The organism is Microbacterium sp. SORGH_AS_0428 (genome assembly GCF_031453615.1).
In the GTDB taxonomy this organism is placed as follows: domain Bacteria; phylum Actinomycetota; class Actinomycetes; order Actinomycetales; family Microbacteriaceae; genus Microbacterium.
Genome location: NZ_JAVIZT010000001.1, coordinates 1,003,091 through 1,023,488, shown reverse-complemented (window position 1 = coordinate 1,023,488; position 20,398 = coordinate 1,003,091). Strand labels below are relative to the sequence as shown.

Annotated in this window: 18 protein-coding genes; 9 read left to right on the top strand and 9 right to left on the bottom strand. The window is 71.8% G+C overall.

Going from position 1 to position 20,398, the window contains the following annotated elements:
- Positions 1-6: 6 nt before the first annotated feature.
- Together QE374_RS04980 and QE374_RS04975 are read right to left on the bottom strand one after the other, a co-directional pair.
- Positions 7-1,314 carry an O-antigen ligase family protein gene (locus tag QE374_RS04980; protein WP_309732687.1) on the bottom strand — a complete coding sequence of 436 codons (1,308 nt, stop codon included), beginning with the start codon at positions 1,312-1,314 and terminating at the stop codon, positions 7-9.
- On the bottom strand, positions 1,311-2,720 hold the full coding sequence (locus QE374_RS04975; protein WP_309732685.1) for an O-antigen ligase family protein: 1,410 nt from the start codon (positions 2,718-2,720) through the stop codon (positions 1,311-1,313). Before QE374_RS04975 ends, QE374_RS04980 begins: the two co-directional genes overlap by 4 nt.
- Before the next feature lie 41 nt (positions 2,721-2,761).
- On the opposite strand from QE374_RS04975, the gene manA reads away from it, so the two are divergent.
- From manA to QE374_RS04955, 4 genes are all read left to right on the top strand, one after another.
- On the top strand, positions 2,762-3,925 hold the full coding sequence (manA, locus tag QE374_RS04970; RefSeq protein ID WP_309732683.1) for a mannose-6-phosphate isomerase, class I: 1,164 nt from the start codon (positions 2,762-2,764) through the stop codon (positions 3,923-3,925).
- Positions 3,926-4,095: 170 nt separating this feature from the next.
- Complete coding sequence (locus QE374_RS04965; protein WP_243227016.1) at positions 4,096-4,422, top strand: WhiB family transcriptional regulator; 327 nt, start codon at positions 4,096-4,098, stop codon at positions 4,420-4,422.
- A 74-nt stretch (positions 4,423-4,496) separates the two neighbouring features.
- Positions 4,497-7,367, top strand: a complete 2,871-nt coding sequence (locus tag QE374_RS04960) for a glycosyltransferase (protein ID WP_309732680.1) — start codon at positions 4,497-4,499, stop codon at positions 7,365-7,367.
- Entirely contained in the window at positions 7,364-8,773 is a 1,410-nt protein-coding gene (locus QE374_RS04955; RefSeq protein ID WP_309732678.1) for a DUF5719 family protein, read from the top strand. The genes QE374_RS04960 and QE374_RS04955 overlap by 4 nt, the downstream gene beginning before the upstream one ends.
- Before the next feature lie 6 nt (positions 8,774-8,779).
- On the opposite strand, the gene QE374_RS04950 is transcribed toward QE374_RS04955, so the two are convergent.
- Entirely contained in the window at positions 8,780-9,217 is a 438-nt protein-coding gene (locus QE374_RS04950; RefSeq protein WP_274287574.1) for a metallopeptidase family protein, read from the bottom strand.
- A gap of 58 nt (positions 9,218-9,275) precedes the next feature.
- Here QE374_RS04950 and QE374_RS04945 point away from each other — a divergent pair, with 58 nt between their 5' ends.
- Positions 9,276-9,485 (top strand): DUF3499 family protein, encoded by a 210-nt coding sequence (locus QE374_RS04945; RefSeq protein WP_137416377.1) that lies wholly within the window; start codon positions 9,276-9,278, stop codon positions 9,483-9,485.
- Here QE374_RS04945 and QE374_RS04940 read toward each other — a convergent pair.
- A complete protein-coding gene (locus tag QE374_RS04940) occupies positions 9,482-10,306 on the bottom strand; it encodes an RDD family protein (RefSeq protein WP_309732675.1) in 825 nt (274 codons plus the stop codon). The two genes, QE374_RS04945 and QE374_RS04940, sit on opposite strands and share 4 nt — an antisense overlap.
- Before the next feature lie 16 nt (positions 10,307-10,322).
- On the opposite strand from QE374_RS04940, the gene QE374_RS04935 reads away from it, so the two are divergent.
- From QE374_RS04935 to katG, 3 genes are all read left to right on the top strand, one after another.
- Positions 10,323-11,318: a stage II sporulation protein M gene (locus QE374_RS04935; RefSeq protein WP_309732674.1), complete on the top strand. Its 996-nt coding sequence runs from the start codon at positions 10,323-10,325 to the stop codon at positions 11,316-11,318.
- Positions 11,319-11,401: 83 nt separating this feature from the next.
- Positions 11,402-11,833: a Fur family transcriptional regulator gene (locus tag QE374_RS04930; protein WP_309732672.1), complete on the top strand. Its 432-nt coding sequence runs from the start codon at positions 11,402-11,404 to the stop codon at positions 11,831-11,833.
- Between the two features lie 19 nt (positions 11,834-11,852).
- Positions 11,853-14,096: a catalase/peroxidase HPI gene (gene katG / locus QE374_RS04925; protein ID WP_309732670.1), complete on the top strand. Its 2,244-nt coding sequence runs from the start codon at positions 11,853-11,855 to the stop codon at positions 14,094-14,096.
- Between the two features lie 152 nt (positions 14,097-14,248).
- On the opposite strand, the gene QE374_RS04920 is transcribed toward katG, so the two are convergent.
- From QE374_RS04920 to QE374_RS04900, 5 genes are read right to left on the bottom strand one after another with little or no spacing between them, the layout of a single operon-like run.
- Positions 14,249-15,556, bottom strand: coding sequence for a DUF58 domain-containing protein (locus QE374_RS04920; RefSeq protein ID WP_309732669.1), 1,308 nt, complete (start codon positions 15,554-15,556; stop codon positions 14,249-14,251).
- 1 nt (position 15,557) lies between these two features.
- Positions 15,558-16,517, bottom strand: coding sequence for a MoxR family ATPase (locus QE374_RS04915; RefSeq protein WP_309732667.1), 960 nt, complete (start codon positions 16,515-16,517; stop codon positions 15,558-15,560).
- A complete protein-coding gene (locus QE374_RS04910) occupies positions 16,514-17,656 on the bottom strand; it encodes a DUF4350 domain-containing protein (protein WP_309732665.1) in 1,143 nt (380 codons plus the stop codon). Before QE374_RS04910 ends, QE374_RS04915 begins: the two co-directional genes overlap by 4 nt.
- Positions 17,653-18,288, bottom strand: coding sequence for a DUF4129 domain-containing protein (locus QE374_RS04905; RefSeq protein ID WP_309732664.1), 636 nt, complete (start codon positions 18,286-18,288; stop codon positions 17,653-17,655). The genes QE374_RS04910 and QE374_RS04905 overlap by 4 nt, the downstream gene beginning before the upstream one ends.
- A complete protein-coding gene (locus QE374_RS04900) occupies positions 18,285-19,568 on the bottom strand; it encodes a glycerophosphoryl diester phosphodiesterase membrane domain-containing protein (protein ID WP_309732662.1) in 1,284 nt (427 codons plus the stop codon). The genes QE374_RS04905 and QE374_RS04900 overlap by 4 nt, the downstream gene beginning before the upstream one ends.
- A gap of 149 nt (positions 19,569-19,717) precedes the next feature.
- Between QE374_RS04900 and mtrA the strand changes: the two genes are divergently transcribed.
- Positions 19,718-20,398 (top strand): MtrAB system response regulator MtrA, encoded by a 681-nt coding sequence (gene mtrA, locus QE374_RS04895; protein ID WP_309732659.1) that lies wholly within the window; start codon positions 19,718-19,720, stop codon positions 20,396-20,398.

Sequence of the window (20,398 nt, the reverse complement as noted above, 5' to 3'; positions counted from 1 at the left end):
GGACGCTCAGCGCGCGGGCGCCTCCGGCAGGACGGGCGCGAGGTGATCGCCGCCGTCGAGGCGGTCCCGCCACGAGCGCGACTGCCCGGCCCGGCTGGCGCACACCACCAGAAGCAGCCATCCGTATCCGAACAGCGTGAAGCTCTCGAACACCGAATCGACGAGCAGCGCGGTGAGGATGAGGGGCGTCCAGGTGTAGACCACGGCGCGCCGGTTGCTGGCCTCGAGCCATGACCGCACGAGCGCGATGGCGCAGAACCCCGCGAACAGCAGCAGGCCGAACCATCCGACCTGCAGGAGGATGTCGAAATACGCGTTGAGCGCGGATGCGTGGCGCGCGCCGAGGTTCACGTTGATGGAGAGGAACGGGAACTCGGTCGTGGACCACGTGCCGTACCAACCCCATCCCTGCACGGGGTGGTAGCGGACGTAGTCCAGGATCGTGTTCCACAGATCGGCGCGGGTCGAGAAGTCGCTGCCGGCGCCGAGCATGGCGATGATCGGGCCGCGGGCCGCGTAGGCGACCGCCAGGGCGACCACCACGATCCCGGCGAGCGTCGCCTGCAGCATGGGCCTCGACTCGGCTCGGGTGTGGCGCACCACCATGAGCGTCAGAGTCGCCAGGCCCACGATGAGGGCGATCACGATCACGGTCGGTGAGTCGCTCAGGACGGCCATCCCGCCCGCCAGCAGCACCGAGAAGACGGCGAGCCCGGGGCGCACGGACTGGGTACGCCACTCGACCAGGAAGGTGATCAGTGCGAGCAGTGCCACGAAGCCGAGCGCGTTGCGTGTGCCGAAGATCCCCTGCACGGGTCCCAGTTCTGCGATGAGACCCTGCACCCCCAACAGCGGGAACGGCATGTCGATGAGGATGCCGAAGAGGATCTCGACGCCCAGGGAGACCGCGAGCAGCCACCGCATGACATCTCCGAGCGCGCGAGCGGTCTGCAGGGTGTCGCGCACGTGGGCGATCGTGACGCCCAGCAGCGACAGTGCCGCCAGTGCCACCCAGCCGATGAGCGACTTCGGCTGATCGGTCGACCAGAAGACGCTCACCAACGTCCACCCGAGAAAGAGCGCGAGCGTTGCGGATGCCAGTCGCAGCGGCGACAGCTCCCCGCGGCGCGCCACGAGCATGGCGACGGCGAGGGCGCACAGTCCCGCGACCATCGTCACGTAGGTCACCCGGCCCATGAGGCGTTCGATCGCGAAGGCGCCGAAGGTCGTGCCGAACACGACGAGGGTGAACGCGCGCGCCATCCGGGGCGAGCGCAGCAGTTCGCCCACACCGGAGGCGGAGGCGGCGATCATCCCTGATCCGACACGGGGTCGCCGCGCTCGATGCGCCACGACGTCTCCGCCGGACCGACTCCCAGCAGCGGCGACTGGCGCACCTTGAGCCCGAGCAGCACGACGAGCATCCAGCCCCACACCACCAGCGGGCCGGACTCGGCGAGGCCCTGCACGAGCAGAACGGTGGCGACGAGCGTGGGCAGCAGCGTCAGCGGCGAGTACGGGCGGTCATCGCGCAGATCCCATCGGGGGCGGTCGATCGCGAAGAACCAGGCGCGCCAGATGAAGGTCGCGTAGACGCCCGCCATCAGGAGCACACCGATCACGCCGAGTTGCAGGAAGACGTCGATCCACATGTTGTGCGCCTGCATGACAGTCTCGCCGTGGTCGACGATCCAGCCGTCGAAGTGGCTGTCCCAGGGCAGCCACGGCGAGGCGAAACCCCAACCGATCACGGGGTGCTCGACGGCTCTCGCCAGCACCTGCTCCCAGATGCCCTCCCGTCCCGTCAGATCCGCCGACCGGCCGAGAGTCGCGAAGAGCGTGTCGCGCGCGAAGAAGAGGACCGCCGCGCCGGCGAGAGCCACGCCGGCGTAGGCCGCGTAGTACACCGTGCGTCCGCCCGGTTTCGTGACCGTTCGCATGAGCAGCACCGTCACGAGCACGACGACGACGGCCGCTGCCGAGAGGTAGGCGGTCGCGGAGCCGGCGTGGACGAACAGCAGCGCCGCGATCGAGATCCAGACGATCGCGGAGCCCCGCCGCTCGGCGTGCGCCGCCCACCGGATGCAGAAGACGATCAGTCCGACAAGCGCGACGACCGCGAGGAGGTTGGCGTTGCCCTGGATGCCCTGGATGCGCCCGTCGAGATCGAAGAGGTTGTTGCGGGACCAGTAGACGATCGGGTCGTACTTCACGCCCCGTTCCGGAAGCACCCAGCCGGGCAGGACGGGACGCCGCACGAACAGCGACACGACGAGCTCGAAGGCGAGCGACAGACCCAGCGACCACTTCAGCGCAGCCGAGACGGCGGCGACGATCTCGCGCCAGGTGAGCATCGCCGCCACGAACAGGCCCTGGCCCGTGGTGATCAGCCACAGCGCGAGCGTGGTGCCGGTGGTCGCAGGCCACGCCGACCAGATCAGCGAGGCGGTCGCCCAGATGCCGTACGCGAGGACGAACCACGGCAGCCGGCGTGTGTCGACGGGCGGTCGGACCAGGAGCCACACGACGAGGGAGACGATCGCGGAGGCGACCACGATCACGGTCGAGACGGCGACCCCGAAGGCCAGCGTCCACGCGGTGCCCGCGATCGCCTGGAAGACGACGAAGACACACCACGCGCGCAGCAGCAGGTGCCCGGTGCGCTCGCGCAGCGGCGGTGCCGGCGCGGGACCTGCCGGATGTTGGGTTCGGACGGCCATGATGCCCCCAGATTATCCCGGGACCCTTCTAGGCTAGGGGTGTGCTGGCCGAGCTGACCAACGTCCCCCGTGACTACTCGTGGGGCTCCTCCCATCTCATCGCCGACCTACAGGGTCGTGAGCCCTCCGGCGCCCCTGAAGCGGAGGTGTGGTTCGGTGACCATCCCGGATCGCCCGCCCTGCTCCCGTCCCTCGGGATGACCCTGGACGCCTGGCTCGATGCGCAGGACGCGGATGCGGGCCCGGCGGCACGACTGCCGTATCTGCTCAAGCTGCTCGCCGCCGGCTCGCCGCTGTCGATCCAGGTGCACCCCTCGCGAGCCCAGGCCGTCGACGGCTTCGCGCGGGAGGAGTCGGCCGGCGTCCCCCGGGACGCGGCGCACCGCACCTACAAGGACGACAACCACAAGCCCGAGGTGATCGTCGCCGTCAGCAACCGTTTCGAGGCGCTCGCCGGACTGCGGCCCCTGGCCGCGACGCGGGAGATCCTGGCCGTTCTTCCTCCGAACGAAGGCGTGACGGCTCTCGCCCGGGCGCTCGACGGCCACGACGAGGCCGCCACGCTGCGCGACGTCCTCGGCTGGCTGCTCTCCGGTCAGGCGCAGAGTGCCGTCGACGGGGTGATCGACGCCGTGCGAGAGGCTGCTGCGACGACGCCCACCGACCACTTCGTCGCGCTGGCCCGTATCGCGGACGCCTACCCGTCCGATCCCGGTGTGGTGGTGGCGCTGCTCATGAACCACGTGGTGCTGGCGCGAGGCGAGGCGATCTTCGTGCCGGCCGGTGTGCTGCACGCCTACCTCTCCGGCCTCGGCGTCGAGATCATGGCCGCCAGCGACAACGTGCTGCGCGGGGGCCTCACTCCCAAGCACATCGACGTGGACGAGCTGTTGCGCATCCTCGACACGACGCCCGGAGAAGCGCCGAGGCTGCCCGCGATCGTGGGGGAGCCGGGCGTCGACGTGTTCGCTCCCGGGATCCCCGACTTCGAGCTGCTGCGGGTGACGGTGGAAGAGGGCGAGGTGCGTCGTGTGCGCCTTCGCGGGCCCGCCATCGCCGTGGCGACCGCCGGCGCGCCGATCGTGTCGGCAGCGGATGCGCGGGTGCAGCTCGCACCCGGCGCCGCGGCGTTCGCCACGCCCGACGAGCAGCACCTCGAGATCACCGGTGCGGGAGAGCTGTTCCTCGCGATGCCCGGACGCTGAACGGCCGCGTCGTAACGAATCCGCTCCATCGACACGCCGTCGGCGCGTCGTGAAGATTAAAGCGTGGGTTGAGGGTTTACGATCCGCGACTTGCTTTCCTCGAATCACACCTGTGTAATTTAGGCACCCGCCCACCGCGGGGCGTGGTTTCGAGATCGTGGGGAGAGCACATGGCGAGCGCACCGTACCGCTCAGGCGTTCCCGACAACTGGCACGTCGATCCGGTCTTCCTCGGCGTCCCCGGTGTCCGTCGCGAAGCCCCGGTGGAGGACGACAATCCGCTGTCGTGGCAGACGGATGCGCTGTGCGCACAGACCGATCCGGAGGCGTTCTTCCCCGAGAAGGGCGGCTCCACCCGCGATGCGAAGCGCATCTGCACGACCTGCGACGTCCGCGACGAATGCCTGGAGTACGCGCTGCGCAACGACGAGCGTTTCGGGATCTGGGGCGGGCTCAGCGAGCGCGAGCGCCGCAAACTCAAGCGTCGTGTGAGCTGAACGCCCTATCGAGATCACCGATTGCGGCGCGTGCACCTCGCGTGTCGCGAACTCGTGCTTAGGCTGACTCAGTCATGTCGGCCCGTGTCCACGCTCTCCTCGTCGTGCGCCCTGAAGGGCGTACGGCAGCAGCGGCGCATCTCGAGCGCACTCTGTCAGCCCTCGCCGCCCAGACCCGCCAGGTCGACGCGCTCACGATCGTGCTCTGCGGCGGGGACTCCCACCTCACGCAGCTGGTCACCGCATCCGGCGCCGAGGGCGTGATCACCGCCGGCGCCTCGACGTCGTTCGCCGATGCGGTGCGCCTCGCCTCCGTGCGGATCAGCGGCGAGTTCGTGTGGCTCCTCGCCCAGGACACCGCGCCCGAACCGGAGGCCCTGCAGCGCCTGCTCGCCGGACTCGAGCGCGCGCCCTCGGTCGCCGTCGTCGCTCCCAAACTGGTGGAGTGGGATGACCCAGCCCGCATCGTCTCGCTCGGCGTGACGATGACATCGTTCGGCCGCGCGGTCGAGATGGTGCAGGACGAACTCGACCAGGGTCAGCACGACGGTGAAGAGGACGTCCTCGGGGCCGATGTGCGCGGTGTGCTCGTGCGCGCCGACCTGTGGCGCACGCTCCGCGGGGTCGACCCCGCGCTCGGCGGCGCAGACGAGGGGCTCGATCTCGGCGTGCGTGCCCGCCTCGCGGGGCACCGGGTGAGTCTCGTGCCCACCGCGCGGGTGGCGGTCGCCGGCGACGGCGTGGCCGGCCTGCCCGCGGCCCCGACGAGGCGCGCCCGGCGTCGTCGCGCCTACGCGCGCCGACTCGCCCAGATCCACCGTCGCCTGGCCTACGCACCGGCCGCGGCGGTGCCGCTGCACCTGCTCTCTCTCATTCCGCTGGCGCTCTGGCGCGCGGCGGCGCTGCTGGTGGCGAAGCAGCCCTCGCGAGTTCTGCCCGAGTGGGGCGCGTCGATCGTCGCCTTCTTCCGGTGGGGCGCGATCGCCGCATCCCGCGGGGTCATCCGTCGCTCACGGGCGGCCTCGTGGTCCCAGCTCTCCCTGCTGCGCATCACGGGGTCGGCGCTCCGGCAGCGTTTCGACGCGGACGCCGACGCCGACGCGATGAACCGGCCGGTGCGCGGCGAACTCCACTTCTTCACGGGCGGCGGTGCGTGGCTCGTGCTGGCAGGACTGGTCGTCTCCGCGGCCGCATTCCCCGCCCTCCTGGCGTGGCCGGCTCTCGGCGGCGGCGCACTCGAGCCGCTGCGGGCGACGCTCGGTCAGCTCTGGGCCGACGCCGCATTCGGCGCCCGCGCGACCGGACTGGACATGGCAGGACCGGCCGATCCTTTCGCCGCCGTCGTGGCGCTGCTCGGTTCGCTCTGGCCGGCAGACCCGTCGCGGGTCCTCATCGTGCTGTGGCTCTCGGCGCTGCCGCTCGCGGTACTGGGCGGCTGGTTCGCGGCGACGCGCCTCACGTCCCGGTCGCTGCTGCGCAACACCGCCGCGATCGCCTGGGCGCTTGCACCCACGTTCTGGACGGCCCTCGTGGACGGCAGACCCACGGGCGTGATCGTGCACCTGTTGCTGCCGTGGCTGTTCTACGCCGGTGCGGTCGCCCATCGATCGTGGGCCGCGGCAGGGGCGGCGTCCCTGTTGCTGGCGGGCGTGCTCGCGTGCGCCCCGTCGCTCGCACCGGCTCTGATCATCGTCTGGATGCTGGCGATGATGCTCGTCGTGGTGGCGCGAGGCGGACGCGGGGCAGGTCAGATCGTCTGGACGGGCGTCCCGGCCCTCGCACTTTTCGCGCCTCTGATCTGGGCTCAGCTGCACGGCGGTACGGTGTGGGGCCTGCTCGCCGACCCGGGCCCGGTGTGGGCGGGCACGCAGGCGGGAGCCGACGCGGCCGGGCGGTTCGCGCTGGCGGCGGGGTTCCCGACCACGGACTTCGCCGGGTGGGCGGGCCTTCTCGGCTCGACGACCATCGGGCCGTTCGTGACCGCGGTGGTCGTCTTCGTCGCCCCGCTCGCGGTGCTCGCTCTGCTGTCGCTGCTCACCCCGCGGTGGATGGTCGCCGGGGTGCTGCTCGTGGTCGCGCTTCTCGGCATCGCCACGGCGTTCGCGGCCGTCGGCCTCGCCGTCTCGGTCGACACGCGCGGCACGCCTGTGGCCCTCTGGCCGGGCGCGGCCCTGAGCCTTGCCTGGCTGGGGATCGTGGCGGCTGCCACGGTGACGCTCGATTCCGGTGTCCCCGCACGCGCGGGAGGGCTGCGCGTCTTCGGCGCCGTCGCCGTCATGGGCACCCTCGTGCTTCTCGCCGTTCCCTCCGTCACCGCGATGGGCCGGGGGCAGAGCGGACTGCAGGTCGGTTCGCCGTCCACGCTGCCCGCCTATGTCGCGGCGCAGGGGCGCGATGACTCGAGCGTCGGCACGATCGTGCTCTCACCTCTGGCCGACGGCTCCGTCGCAGCCCAGGTCGTGTGGGGCGGCAGCGAGACGCTGTCGGGCGTCTCCACGCTGGATGCGACGCGCACCGTCGCCTCGGCGTCGGACCGGGAAGTGGCCGGGCTCACCGCGGATCTGGTCACCTCGACCTCGGAGGATGTCGTCGCACGCGTCGCGGCGGCGGGAATCCGCTTCATCGTGGTCGCTCCGGAGACCTCGGACGAGAGCGACGCAGCGCGCGCGTTGCGGCTCTCGGCTCAGACGGCTCTCGATCAGCGCGACGACCTCGATGTGGTCGGCGCGACGCCCAAGGGCACGCTCTGGCGGGTCACGACGGACGTGGCGGAGCGCCCCGCGCCGAGCGCGGAGATCATGCGCCAAGGGTGGGTCATCACGGCCGTCCAGCTCGTGGTCGTCGCGATCGCCCTGCTGCTCTCGTTCCCCACCGCCGCATCGCGCCGCGAGGCTCGTCGCACCCCGCGCACCGTCGGTCCGCGTTCGCGGGAGGAGCAGGAATGACCAGGCAGCGGATGTGGCGCTGGGCTGCGACGAGCACGCGGCTCGTCGTGGGTACGGCCCTCGCCGTCGGCATCGTCGGTGCGGTGGGCGTCGGCGTGGCCGCGAACTGGCCCACCCACACGCACGAGCCGCTCGCCGTGGGGGTGACCCCGACGCCCGCGGACACGGTGCTCGCCTGCGCCGGGCCTCTGCTCGCCCTCGGCCGCGATGCGACGCAGGCCGACCAGATCGCCAGCGCGGCACCGACGGCGACCGTATCGGGATCGGACGGCGCGACGCTGACGCAGGCCACGGAACCGAGTGCGCCCGAAGTGGTCGGCTCCGACGGGCACCCCGTGTTCGCCGCCCCGCCGGTCGACGCGACGCGTTCGGATGCCGCCGCATCCGCGAGCGGCACGGTCGCCGCGGAGGATCTTCGTGGCTTCGCCGCCTCCGCGTGCCAGCCGCCGCTCATCGAATCCTGGCTCGTCGCCGGTGCGACCACCACGGGCTCGGCGGACGTCATCCTCCTCTCCAACCCCGCGGACGTGGCCGCGACCGTCGATCTCACGCTGTACAGCGCGACGGGTGCCTCCACCCCGCCGTCGGGGCGCGGGCTCCGCGTCGACGCCCACACGCAGCGTCTCGTGCCGCTGGCCGCGCTGGCGGTCGGCGAAGGTGCGCCGGTCGTGCGCGTCACCGCTTCCGGAGCCCCGGTCGCCGCGGCGTTGCAGTCCAGCCTCTCCCGGACGTTGCTGACCGGGGGCGTCGAGCAGAGCGGGGCGATCGTCGGTTCCGCGACGCAGCAGGTGATCCCCGGAGTGCGTGTTCCGCAGAGCGCGGTGGATGCGGCCTCCGCCGGCGCGACGACGCTCCTGCGGCTGCTCTCTCCGGGTGCCGACGCGACAGCCGCCGTCACCGTGCAGGACGACACGGGGCGTACCGCGCTGACGCAGGAGGTTCCGCTCGGCGCGGACCTTCCCACCGAACTCGATCTCGCAGGTCTGCCGGCCGGCGCCTACACCGTGCGCGTCGAGGCCACATCGGCCGTCGTCAGCGCCGTCTGGCAGACGACCGACTTCGCCGACGGTGCGGACTTCGCCTGGTACACCGCGGCCGAGCCCATCGTCGGACCGAGCGTTGTCGCCGTGGCGGACGGACCCTCGCCCCTGCTGGTGGTCGCAGGCTCGACGGCCGGGTCCGCCGATGTCGTGCTGACGCCGCTGAGCGGCGCCACCGACACGGAGCGGTTCCGCGTCGCGGCCGGCGACACCGCATCCGTGCCGGTCCAGCCGGGCGCGGTGTACCGTATCGAGACCTCGAGCCCGGTGCGGGCCTCGGTGAGCTACCTCGCGGACGGCGCGATCAGCGCGTTCCCGGTGTGGCCGGCGGATGCCGCCGCGGCGGAGATCATCGTTCGCCCCTGAGCCCGCTCAGAGGAAGCGGAAGCGATCGGGGCCCAGGTCCCACGGGTCGCGCCCGAGGAACTCCGCCGCCGCGCGGAAGACGCAGCTCTCGATCATCATGCGCCGATGGGCGTCGTCGTTGCGGTGGAGGTGCGCGAGACGCTCGATGGGCAGCCGGTAGAGCACGATGCGCTTCTCGTCGGCGAGCACGCTCCAGCGCGGAATGCCGTCGGCATCCGCGGCCGGGGGCATGTCGGCCATCTCGAAGCGCACTTCGCGCAGCTCCGGCCAGGCCCCACGGAGGAACTCCGCGACCGAGCCGACAGCCAGATCGAACCGGTCCACGCGCGTCTCCAGGGGCGGCAGCGGCGGGCGTACCACGGCGCTGCGGCCCTGTCGGCCGTGGCGGCCATGGCGCTCAGGACGCGGAGCTGCGGGTGCGGGGCGCGACCGGCGGCGGATCATCTGACCATCCTAGGCGCGGCGCACGTCGGGTGTCCGCGGGGCGCGTTAGGGTCGCACCGTGCAGGAACGTCAGTGCTCCAAGGTCGCGTGCGCGCGTGAAGCGGTGGCGACGCTCACCTACGACTACGCAGACCAGATGGCAGCGGTGGGGCCGCTGGGCCGGGCGGGAGACCCCCACGCGCACGACCTGTGCCAGGTGCACACCGAGCGACTCTCGGTGCCGAAGGGCTGGCTGGTCGTGCGTCACGAGACGCTCCGCGCCTCCTAGCCCCGACGCGTCGCGGGCGCGGGCAGCAGTGCCGCGGCCCGTGCGTCGCGCGCCTGGACGGCCGTCAACTCCCGCTGGAAGCGCAGCGCCGCCACAGCCCGGACGAACAGCTCCGGATCCGCGGGCGGAACGGGGGAGACGGATGCGGCCGCCTCGGCGGCGAGCTGGGTGGCCAGCATCCGTCGCGCGTGCGGCTGAAGCTGCTCCGCCTGCCGGACGAACCGGGCCAAACGCCGCGCGACCGGCGCCGGCAGCGGCGCCACGTCGGCGATACGGGCCCATTCGACGAGGGGCGCAGGCACCTGCGGCTCGAACGCGGCGAGGCGTCCGGTGCGGGTGCGCTGGCTGAAGGTGCCCGCCATCAGGTCGCCGAGGCGCTGTGCGCGTGGCGTGAACATCCCGGTCAGCGCGGCCACCGCTCCGAAGGTGAACCAGATCTCCAGGACGCCGACGAGCGCACGGATCAGCGCCTGCCGGAAGCCCGCCGCCCCGCCGTCGGCGCGAACGATGCGGGCGCCGACGATGAGCTTGCCGAGGCTGCGTCCGCGCGTGGCGGTCTCGATCGTCGTCGGCGCCACGACCAGCAGGACGACCGCCAGCAGGATCGAGACGATCGTGCCGAGTCCCGCACCTGCGGAGAGGACCCCGGTCAGCCCGAGCGCCAGCAGCACGACGAAGGCGGTGGCCATCGTCACGATCATGTCGATCGCGGCCCCCGCCAGTCGGAGGAAGAACCCCGCGGGCTGCACGTCGAGGGCGACGGCTTCGCCGGTGAGGATCTCATCCTGACCGATCTCGACCAACGTCACGGCGGAGGGCATGGCTACAGTGAAACACATGGACCTCGACGCGCTCACGGCCGCTCACCGGTCCGAGTGGGAGCGTCTGGACGAACTGGCCGGTCGTCGGCGGTTGAGCGGTCCTGAGGCGGACGAACTCGTGATGCGCTACCGGGCGGCGTCCGCGGATCTTGCCGAGCTGAAGACGGCGGCGGGGCGCAGCCCGCAGGCCGATCACCTCTCACTCGTGCTCGCGCGTGCCCGGCTGCGGCTCACCGCGGGCGACGGCAACCTGTTCCGCCGGATCCCGCAGTTCTTCCTCGATCAGCTGCCGGCGGCGCTGTACCGCGTGCGCTGGACGACACTCGCGGTCGCGGTCGCGTTCGTGCTGGCCGCGGCGCTGGTGGCGTTGTGGATCTCGTCCGATCCCGCACTCGTCGCGACCCTCGGCTCACAGGCGCAGCTCTCCGCGTACGCGAACGACGAGTTCGTCGCCTACTACTCCGACAACCCGGCGGCCGTGTTCGCCGGCACCGTGTGGACGAACAACGCCTGGATCGCGGCGCAGTGCGTGCTGTTCGGCATCACCGGCATCTGGCCGGTCTCCGTCGTCGTCCAGAACGCGATCGGGGTCGGCACGGCGGCTGCGGTCATGGGCTCCTTCGACCGGCTCGACGTGTTCTTCGCGTACATCCTGCCCCACGGTCTGCTCGAGCTGACGAGCGTGTTCGTCGCGGCGGCGGCGGGGCTCCACGTCTTCTGGGCATGGGTCGCTCCCGGCCCCCGCTCCCGTCGCGAGTCGCTCGCCGCAGCGGGTCGCTCGCTCGCCACCGTCGCGGTCGGTCTGGTCTTCGCCCTCGCCCTGTCGGGGGTCGTCGAGGCCTATGTCACCCCGCAGCCGTGGCCGTGGCCGGTGAAGATCGTGCTCGGAGCCCTGGCGCTCGGTGTCTTCCTGTTCTACATGCTCGTGGTCGGGCGCCGGGCCGCGCGGCGTGGCCAGACGGGCGATCTGGACGAGGACGACATCGGCCAGGCCGAGCTCGTCGCGGGCTGAGCCGGAACGGCTTCAGCGAACGTTCACCCGCTCGTGGGCGTGTCGTATTTTTGAATAGATCAAAACAATGTCAGGATACGGGGGTGGCCCCCGCATCCGTCGAGACAGAGATCGCCCTGCGTCACGCGGGCCTTCGTGTCACCGAGACGCGGCGCGGGGTCTACGACGCGCTGCACGCGTCGCCGCACGCCCGGGCCGACGAGGTGTTCGCCCGCGTGCGCGAGCGTCTGCCGGCGACGAGCATGCAGTCGGTCTACAACGCGCTCGGCGACTTCGTCGACGCGGGGCTGGCCAGGCGCATCGAACCCGCGGGTCATCCCGGCCTGTTCGAGCTGCGCGTCGCCGACAACCACCACCACCTCGTCTGCCGCGGCTGCGGGCGCGTCGAGGATGTGGACTGCGTCGCGGGAGCGGCGCCGTGCATGCATCCCCAGCAGACGCATGGCTTCTCGGTCGAGGCTGCCGAGGTGACCTTCTGGGGCATGTGTCCGGCATGTGCCGCCCAGAGCGAATGACCCCCACGAAAGGAAACAGATGTCCGACATCACGACGGGTTGCCCTGTACCCCACGACGGTGCCGACGAGACGCGGTTGCCCGTCGGGCCCTCGCCGGTCGACGCCGAGCCCGACGGTGCGCTGCCGCATCCGACCGCCGGATCCGCGAACCGCGTGTGGTGGCCGAAGAAGCTGAACCTGCGTCTGCTGGCGAAGAACCCGGTCGTGGGCAATCCTCTCGGCGAGGACTTCGACTACAAGGCCGCTTTCGAGGCTCTCGACCTCGCGGCGGTCAAGCAGGACATCCTCGAGGTCATGACGACGTCGCAGGACTGGTGGCCGGCCGACTTCGGTCACTACGGCCCGCTGATGATCCGTATGGCCTGGCACAGTGCCGGCACCTACCGTGTGACCGACGGGCGCGGCGGCGGCGGGCAGGGACAGCAGCGCTTCGCGCCGCTGAACAGCTGGCCGGACAACGTGAACCTCGACAAGGCGCGCCGACTGCTGTGGCCGGTCAAGAAGAAGTACGGCCAGTCGATCTCCTGGGCGGATCTCATGATCCTCGCCGGCAACGTCGCGTTGGAGTCCATGGGCTTCAAGACCTTCGGATTCGCCGGCGGACGTGCCGACGTGTGGGAAGCGGACGACGACGTGTACTGGGGCCCCGAGACCACGTGGCTCGGCGACGAGCGCTACTCGGGCGACCGCGAGCTGGAGAAGCCGCTCGCGGCCGTCCAGATGGGGCTCATCTACGTCAACCCCGAGGGCCCCAACGGCGAGCCCGACCCGCTGCGCTCGGCGCGCGACATCCGTGAGACCTTCGCCCGCATGGCGATGAACGACGAGGAGACGGTCGCGCTCATCGCCGGCGGCCACACCTTCGGAAAGACGCACGGCGCGGCATCCGACGAGAACGTGGGGGAGGACCCGGAAGCCGCGGGCATCGAGGACCAGGGACTGGGCTGGAAGAACGCGCACGGCACGGGCAAGGGCGACGACACGATCACGAGCGGGCTCGAGGTCACCTGGACCTATCACCCGACGCGCTGGGACAACGAGTTCCTGCACATCCTCTACGCGTACGAGTGGGAGCTGTTCAAGAGCCCGGCGGGCGCGTGGCAGTGGCGTCCCGCGAACGGCGCGGGCAGCGACATGGTGCCCCTGGCGCACTCCGACGGGCGCCGCGAGCCGCGCATGCTCACGAGCGACATCGCCCTGCGCGTCGACCCGGAGTACGGCAAGATCACCAAGCGCTTCCTCGAGAACCCCGACGAGTTCCAGGACGCGTTCGCCCGCGCGTGGTTCAAGCTGACCCACCGCGACATGGGACCCAAGGTGCGCTATCTCGGTTCCGAGGTGCCGGCGGAGGACCTCATCTGGCAGGATCCGCTGCCCCCCGTCGACCACGAGCTGATCGACGCGGCGGATGCGGTCGCGCTGAAGTCCCGCATCCTCGAGTCCGGGCTGAGTGTGTCCGAGCTGGTCTCGACGACGTGGGCGGCGGCATCCACCTTCCGCGGCAGCGACAAGCGCGGCGGCGTGAACGGCGCCCGCATCCGGCTGGCGCCGCAGAAGGACTGGGAGGTCAACAACCCCGCTCAGCTGCAGAAGGTGCTCGCGGTCCTCGAAGAGGTCAAGGCCGAGTTCGAGGCGGCGGGTCGTCGGGTCTCGCTCGCGGACCTGATCGTGCTGGCCGGCAACGCCGGTGTCGAGCGCGCTGCGGCCGACGCGGGCGTGATCGTGGAGGTGCCGTTCCGTCCGGGACGCACCGACGCGACGGCGGAGCAGACCGAGGAGCACTCCTTCGCCTTCCTCGAGCCGGCCGCCGACGGCTTCCGCAACTACCTCAAGGGGCGTCCCTCGCTTCCCGCGGAGTACCTGCTCGTCGACAAGGCCAACCTGTTGACCCTGAGCGCACCGGAGATGACGGTGCTCGTGGGAGGTCTGCGCGTGCTCGGTGCGAACTGGGACGGCTCACGCTACGGCGTGCTGACCGAGCGTGTGGGTGTGCTGACGAACGACTTCTTCGTGAACCTGCTCGAGCTCGGCAACACCTGGAAGCCCCTCGACCCCGGATCCCACGCGTTCCAGGGCACGAAGGACGCCACCGGCGAGCTGGTCGGCATCGGCACGCGCGCTGACCTGGTGTTCGCCTCGAACTCCGAACTGCGCGCGCTCGCCGAGGTCTACGCCTCGGATGACGCGACCGAGAAGTTCGTCGCGGACTTCGTCGCCGCGTGGACGAAGGTCACGGAGCTCGACCGCTTCGACCTGGCCTGACCCGCGACCACGAACGCCCCTCCGCCCCGTGCGGAGGGGCGTTCTGCATCCCCGGGCACGGCGCGGATCGTTCCCCTGTCCCAGATCGCGCGTTCCGCGTCGATCTGGGACGGGGGAGGGGTGGGCCCGGCCGGTCCTCGGTGGGGCCGAGCTCAGAGCAGGCCGCGGAGCTTGAGCGCGAGATAGTGATCGGCCACGCGCGGCGGGAGGGATGCCGCATCCGCTGTCACGGCGACAGCGCCCGCGCGTCCGATCGCCGCCCCGACGCGCTCGCCGCCCTGGCGCGCGTGCTCCGTCGCCGCCCAGGTGTAGGCGGCGTCCGCATCGGTCGTCGCGGTCTCGTCGTCGGCGTCACCGACGGCGGATGCGGAGGCCACGAGCACCCGGGACCGGGCCGTCAGCGCGGGCAGCGCGGCGAGGAAGCCGCGCGCGGCGGCGGGGTCGTCCTGTGCGGTGAGCAGCACCACGAGCGCGGGGCGGACCGTCAGCCTGCGCACCAGGGAGGCGACGTCGCTCCAGTCGGTGTCGATCAGCTGGGCTTCCACGGGAGCCATGGCGTCCACGAGCGCGGGGACGAGTCCGGCGCCGTCGACGCCGCTCACTCGCGCCCGTACGAGACGATCCATCATCACTAGGTGCACGTGGTCGCCGGCGCGGGCGGCCAGCGCGCCGAGCAGCAACGTGGCCTCCATGGCGGCGTCCAGTCTCACGCCGTCGTCGACGCGGGTCGCGGCGGTGCGTCCGGTGTCGACGACCACGACGATGTGCCGGTCGCGCTCCGGCCGCCACGTGCGCAGCATCGTGGTGCCGGAGCGCGCCGTGGCGCGCCAGTCGATCGAGCGGACATCGTCGCCGCGGACGTACTCGCGCAGGCTGTCGAACTCCGTGCCGCGACCGCGTACCTGCACGCTCGTCTCGCCGTCCAGCTCCCGCAGGCGTGCCAGGCGGGACGGCAGATGACGGCGCGAAGAGAACGGCGGCAGAACCCGCAGCACCCCGCGCGCGTCGATGCGCTGCTGGCGTCCGGCCAGTCCGAGGGGACCGAGCGCGCGGACGACGACGAAGTCGCTCGCGAGCTCGCCCCGTCGGCGTGGCACGAGCGAGGTGCGCAGCGTGAGGGTCTGTCCCGCGGGGACGGCGATCCGCGCGCGGGCCGCGGGCGCCCCTGCGGTCGGCTGCCACGCATCCCTGACCCATCCCCGCACCTGACGGCTGCCGAGGTTCGTCAGGCGCAGCTCGCTCAGCGCGAGCTCGCCGCGCCGGGCGCGCGCGGGCAGGGTCCGCGCGACGCGCAGGTCGGCGGGGCGGGGCGCGAGCGCCACGTCGACGGCGACCGCCGCGCTGACGAGGACGAGCCACGCGCCGAACACCGCCCACGCCGGCACCCCCGCGGCGGACAGCAGTACCAAGGGGACGAGACCGACGGCGACGACGATCGGGAGACGGCCGGTGACGAACACGTCAGATCGGGACCCTCGTCTGAGCGAGGACAGAGGCGAGCACGCCGTCCACCGTGACGCCCTCGAACTCCGCCTCGGGGTTCAGGCGCAGCCGGTGGCGCCAGGTCGGGGTGAGCATCGTCTGGACGTGATCCGGCGTGATGGCCGGGTAGCCGCCCAGCCAGGCCCACGCCTTCGCGGTGGCCAGCAGCGCTGTGGCGGCGCGGGGGCTCGCGCCCAGCTGCACGGAGGGAGCGTCGCGGGTCGCCCGCGCGAGGTCGACGATGTATCCGAGCAGGTCGTCCGAGGCCTCCACGGATGCGGCTGCTCGCTGCGCCGAGGCGATCCCCGCGGCATCCGTGGCCGGCGTCACGGCATCGAGAGCGCGCGGGTCGAACCCGTCGGCGTGACGGCGCAGCACCTTCACCTCGGCATCCCGCTCGGGCACGTCGACGCGGAGCTTCAGCAGGAACCGGTCGAGCTGCGCCTCGGGCAGCTCGTACGTGCCCTCGTGCTCCACGGGGTTCTGGGTGGCGGCCACGAGGAACGGCACCGGCAGCGGACGGGTCACACCGTCGGCGGACACCTGCCGCTCCTCCATCGCCTCCAGCAGCGCCGACTGTGTCTTGGGCGGCGTGCGGTTGATCTCGTCGGCGAGCAGCACCTGGGTGAAGACCGGCCCCTCGCGGAACTCGAACTCGCCCGAGCGTGCGTCGTAGATGAGCGAGCCGGTGACATCGCCCGGCATCAGGTCGGGGGTGAACTGCACCCGGCGCGTGTCGAGTCCGAGCGCGCGGCTGAACGCGCGCACGAGCAGCGTCTTCGCGACGCCGGGCACTCCCTCCAGCAGGACGTGGCCGCGGGCCAGCAGCGCGACCAGGAGCCCGGTGACGACACCGTCCTGGCCGACCACGGCCTTGCCGATCTCGGTGCGCACGCCGTGCATCGTCATCCGCAGGGCGTCGTCGGAGGTGTCGGTCATTGCGATTCCTTTCGCGGGCGGGACGGGGTCAGTCGCGCCTCCAGGGCGCGGAGATCTGCGGCGAGTCGGGCGAGCGCGCGGTCGTCGGGAACGGGCTCGTCGCCGAGCAGCGCCCTGCTGCGGGCCGGGGGGATGCCGGTGGCGGCGGCGACGGCATCCGCGATCGCCGTGGTATCGGCGCTGCGGGGCACGGAGAGCGCGGCGGCGGCGGCCACACGGGCGCGCTCGCGCAGGAGGGCGGCGGCGTGCTCGCGCGCGCCGGCACGGGCGTAGAGCCTGCCGAGACCGCGCGTGGTCTCGCCGGCGCGCACCGTGACCGGGAGCCGCTCGTGCACGAGCGGGCCGAACCTGCGGCCGCGCCAGATCGCGGCCGCCAGAGCCGTCGCACCGAGCAGCACGATCGCCGGCGTCACCCACGGCGGGGTGAGCTCTCCCAGCGTGGCGCCGGTCGTGCCGGATCCGGCCGTGAGGGCGGGCACGAGCCACACCAGGCGATCGTGTGCCCCCAGCAGGCCCAGCGCCAGAGCCGCGTTCCCGTCGGAGGCCAGGTGCTCGTTCGTGAAGACGACCGATCCGTCCACGGCGGCGCGCGTGGCGCCCTCGCGCTGCTGCCACAGCAGCCCGAACCCGTCGTCGGCCGGATAGCAGCCGACCGCATCCGGGGCCGTGAAGGTCGCGCCGACGCTGACGTCTCCCGCGCGCCGCGCCACCGGCAGGTCGCAATTGGGTGCGACGGCGACAGCGGGGCCGTATCCCTGGATCCGGCCGTCGAAGAGGAGGCGGATCGAGCGCGCGCGAGGATCGGACACGACCACCGAGTCCGCAGCGTGCGCCAACGAGGTCAGCTGCGCATCCGAGAGCAGGGGCGAGTCGGGCAGGACGAGGGTGTTCTCTCCCTCGCGAAGCGCTGCCTCCGCGGACGCGACATCTCGTGTCACGATCACGTCGATGCCCTGCTCGGACAGGATGCGCGAGAGCGCGCGCATCCCGTCGGGACCCGGATCTTCGGGATCGAATCTGTCGTATGCGCTGAAGCGCATGTTTGCGGAGATCACCGCGCCGATGATGCCGACGACCACGATGACGGCGCCGATCACGGCCCAGGTGCGCGCACGGGCGAGGCGGGGACGCACGCTCATCGCTGCGTCACCGCGGCGCGGGACAGCCGATCGTCCAGGGCGCGGACGCGCTCGTAGGCCTCGCGGCTTCCCGGCCGGCGCAGGTAGCGCACATCATCGAAGTCGTGCGCCGCCTGGATGAGCGAGGAGGCTTCGTCGGGGAAGACGGTGCCCGCCGAGCGTGCGAAGGAGGTCACTGTGGCCCCCGGGGCCACGGTGACGCGCTGCTGCTCTTCGAGCCTGCGCGCCAGGGCGCGCACGGCGGCGACGGTCGCCGCTTCCCAGTCGCCCTGGTCGGCGAGCGCCGCTGCGGTGCGCCGCAGCTCGCCGGCCCCGGCGGTCACGGCGTCGCCGAAGAGCTCGCCCCGGGAGGCATGCACGAGCCCTCGGGAGCGCGGCCGGCCCCAGATGAGCACGGCGAGCACGACCAGGAGCACGACCAGCAGCAGCGCGGCGACGGCGACCACAGGCGCCCACGCCGCATCCACGCCGCCGGTGAACAGCTGGGCGATGCCGTCGCCGATGGCTCGTGCGATGCGGTCGAAGGGGGTCGGCTCGGCCGCACGGTAGCTCGGATCCGCGAGCTCCCGCTCGGCGAGACGTCTGGCCTCGTCGCCGTCGGGGATCAACGGCGCGGCCGCGGCGAGGATCACCGCTGTTCCGGACCGGCCTGCGGCGGAGCCCAGTCGGTCGACGCGGGCGTGCCGGCCGGCGGCTGGTCGCCCGCAGGCCGATCCGCGGCAGACGGTGCCGGCGCCGGTGCGTCGGGGCCGGGCGGCGTGTACGCGGGCGGCGTGTACGCGGGCGGCGCGCCGTATGCGTATGCCTGCGGGGCCGGGTACGCGCCCGGCCACGGGGCGGTCTGCGGCGGCCAGCCGGCGGGCTGCGGTGCCACCGTCCGGCCGATGTGCCACCGATAGGGGTCGGCGACGCCCGCTCCCATCTGACGCTGATCGACGTACGACTGCAGGTCGAGATCGAGGCCCTCGGTCCGCATCCGGGCGTCGACGTACACGAGACAGGCGGCCGTGGCGTTCACGACGAGGGTGATCGATTGGACCAGCAGCGACACCATCTGCACCACGAGGCCGACTCCGAAGGTGCCGATGACGGCGGCGACGTTCGGATCGCCCGTGGGGGAGAGCACGCCCACGAACATGCCGCTGAAGAAGTTGAGCGGCACCACGACGATCTGGGTGATGATTCCGAAGCCGGTCTGGATGACGAACCACGTTGCGAGGGTTCGCCAGAATCTCCCGCGCGTGAGGCGCCAGGACCGGGCGATGGCCGCGAAGACGCCCGACCCCTCCAGGACAAGGATCGGCGTGACGAGGAAGAGCCGTGTCGTCAGCCAGAAGGCGAGCGGGATGGCGGCGAGCAGGAGCACGACCGCGGCGATGATCCCCGCGGCCAGGGCCAGCAGGCCGAGCGCGAAGGCGGCAGCGGCGAGGATCGCCACGGCGACCAGCACCGCGCCCGAAGCCAGCAGCGTGTAGCCGAACAGTCGCCAGAAGGCGGGCCGAATCCGGCGCCACAGTGCGCCGACGGTCAGCTTTTCGGCGACGACGCCGTGCGCGACGTCGGCCACGACCACGCCCTGGACGATGACCGTCAGTGCGGAGCTCGCGATACCGAGCACGAGGCTGGAGATCACGGTGATCGCCGTCGCGCCCGCGAACAGGTCGGGGTAGTCGGGGCTCGACACCGGCACGGTGGCCAGGCGGGAGAAGCTGGCGAAGGCGATGCCGCCGACGGCGACCAGTAGCACGAGGTACGTGGCCATCTGGATGCCCAGGGCGAACCCGAGCAGCACGCGAGGGTTCTGCCGCAGGGCGACGAACGAGCGCCCCAGCACCGTTCCGAACGTCAGCGGATGCAGCGGGACGATTCCCGCGCGCGGAGCGGGCGTCCATCCGGGTTGCGCGGTCGTCATGATCTCCTCGCGGTCGTCATCGCCTTCATCGTGACACACCTGGGAGGCCGCTCGTGGGCCGCGGCCCGCGTGTGGACTACTCTGAAGGGGCGCACGGGGGCATCGGTGGAACCCGGCCGCCGAGCGGACGCAAAGGAAGAACGCGTTTCATGACATCACGCATTCTCGTGGTCGACGACGACACGGCCCTGGCCGAGATGATCGGGATCGTGCTGGACACGGAGGGCTTCGAGACGGTGTTCTGCGCCGACGGCGCCCAAGCGGTCGACGCCTTCCGTTCCGAGCGCCCCGATCTGGTGCTGCTCGATCTGATGCTGCCCGGTATGGACGGCATCGAGATCTGCACGCGCCTGCGTGCGGAGTCCGGTGTCCCGATCATCATGCTGACCGCGCGCACCGACACCGCCGACGTCGTCGCGGGGCTCGAGTCGGGTGCCGACGACTACATCGTCAAGCCGTTCAACCCGAAGGAGCTGGTCGCCCGCATCCGTACCCGGCTCCGTCCGGCCGCGACGGATGCCGGGGAGAGCCTGCGTATCGGCGATCTGACCGTCGACGTGGCCGCGCACGAGGTGCGCCGGGGATCGACACCCATCCCGCTGACGCCGCTGGAGTTCGAGCTGCTCGTCGCGTTGGCCTCGAAGCCGCAGCAGGTCTTCTCGCGCGAGATGCTCCTCGAGCAGGTATGGGGCTACCACTACAAGGCGGACACGCGACTCGTGAACGTGCACGTCCAGCGGCTGCGCGCGAAGGTCGAGCTCGATCCCGACAACCCCAAGATCGTCACGACGGTGCGCGGCGTCGGATACCGCGCCGGCGCCGCGAGCTGA

Coding starts and splice junctions, on each gene's coding strand:
- QE374_RS04980 (WP_309732687.1), bottom strand. CDS start 1,314: ATGATCGCCGCCTCCGCCTCCGGTGTGGGCGAACTGCTGCGCTCGCCC.
- QE374_RS04975 (WP_309732685.1), bottom strand. CDS start 2,720: ATGGCCGTCCGAACCCAACATCCGGCAGGTCCCGCGCCGGCACCGCCG.
- QE374_RS04965 (WP_243227016.1), top strand. CDS start 4,096: ATGGCGAGCGCACCGTACCGCTCAGGCGTTCCCGACAACTGGCACGTC.
- QE374_RS04960 (WP_309732680.1), top strand. CDS start 4,497: ATGTCGGCCCGTGTCCACGCTCTCCTCGTCGTGCGCCCTGAAGGGCGT.
- QE374_RS04955 (WP_309732678.1), top strand. CDS start 7,364: ATGACCAGGCAGCGGATGTGGCGCTGGGCTGCGACGAGCACGCGGCTC.
- QE374_RS04950 (WP_274287574.1), bottom strand. CDS start 9,217: ATGATCCGCCGCCGGTCGCGCCCCGCACCCGCAGCTCCGCGTCCTGAG.
- QE374_RS04940 (WP_309732675.1), bottom strand. CDS start 10,306: ATGCCCTCCGCCGTGACGTTGGTCGAGATCGGTCAGGATGAGATCCTC.
- QE374_RS04935 (WP_309732674.1), top strand. CDS start 10,323: ATGGACCTCGACGCGCTCACGGCCGCTCACCGGTCCGAGTGGGAGCGT.
- katG (WP_309732670.1), top strand. CDS start 11,853: ATGTCCGACATCACGACGGGTTGCCCTGTACCCCACGACGGTGCCGAC.
- QE374_RS04915 (WP_309732667.1), bottom strand. CDS start 16,517: ATGACCGACACCTCCGACGACGCCCTGCGGATGACGATGCACGGCGTG.
- QE374_RS04910 (WP_309732665.1), bottom strand. CDS start 17,656: ATGAGCGTGCGTCCCCGCCTCGCCCGTGCGCGCACCTGGGCCGTGATC.
- QE374_RS04900 (WP_309732662.1), bottom strand. CDS start 19,568: ATGACGACCGCGCAACCCGGATGGACGCCCGCTCCGCGCGCGGGAATC.
- mtrA (WP_309732659.1), top strand. CDS start 19,718: ATGACATCACGCATTCTCGTGGTCGACGACGACACGGCCCTGGCCGAG.